General features: G+C 43.2%; 1 protein-coding gene and 1 pseudogene. Both read right to left on the bottom strand.

Annotation, left to right across the window (positions count from 1 at the left end; translation table 11 throughout):
- A pseudogene (locus ACJHX3_RS24960) lies at positions 1-408 on the bottom strand (tail fiber domain-containing protein); the annotation flags it as partial.
- Positions 409-417: 9 nt separating this feature from the next.
- Positions 418-699 carry a hypothetical protein gene (locus ACJHX3_RS24965; protein ID WP_094322950.1) on the bottom strand — a complete coding sequence of 94 codons (282 nt, stop codon included), beginning with the start codon at positions 697-699 and terminating at the stop codon, positions 418-420.
- Between the last annotated feature and the right edge of the window lie 67 nt (positions 700-766).

Genomic DNA, 766 nt, shown 5'->3' on the forward strand with positions numbered 1-766 from the left:
GAAAATGAGATCAGCGTGCTCTGAATCTATTGTCTCTACTGAATGTTTATAGCGGATAGACGATGTTGACCGCAGCACAGACGAAATTGCAGGGTCAGGATTAAGATAAAGATTTGCCGCCGCTGTAGTTGTGCCCAATCCCCATAAATAAAACGCTTCACGACCTGTCAGTGGATAAAAATCTCCGCCATAACGACCGCTTTCCAGATCGTTCACTTCCACTTTGTTTTTCAGCTTATTATCCACTTCTGTTTTTGTGTATCTGGTACTGATATCCTGCTTTGCACTGTCCATATCAGTCTGAAGCGTTGATACTTTTCCGCTAATTGATGAAATATCTTCCTTAGCTTTACTGACATCCCCCTTTAGCTTGGTGATATCTCCTGGAATTACTGTCGATGTAGCCATTTCTCTACCTCACATCCAGCCACGAAGTTGATGCTCAACAACAACCGCGTATTTATCGAATATTGACGATTTTTTTGCATCATTAATGATGCGCACGTTTACAAAATATCCGTCTTCCTTAACACATACCGGTTCGCCATCTTCAGTCAGTTCTCCGGTTTCTTTGTACACGTTACCTATCACGTCAATAAGAATATCATCCTGCATCGTCTCGTCGTCATAATAGCCAGTGCTATCCATAAAGGCCGAAAAGTCGGCCCTGTCGGCAAATTTGAGGGTTAAGTCTCGCATTATATTTTTTCTCCCTGCTGCGCTGCTGTTAATTCCCTGTGCCAGATACGCAAATTTCGGACGTGCC

The organism is Escherichia sp. WS1265 (genome assembly GCF_046487585.1).
Lineage (GTDB): Bacteria > Pseudomonadota > Gammaproteobacteria > Enterobacterales > Enterobacteriaceae > Escherichia > Escherichia coli.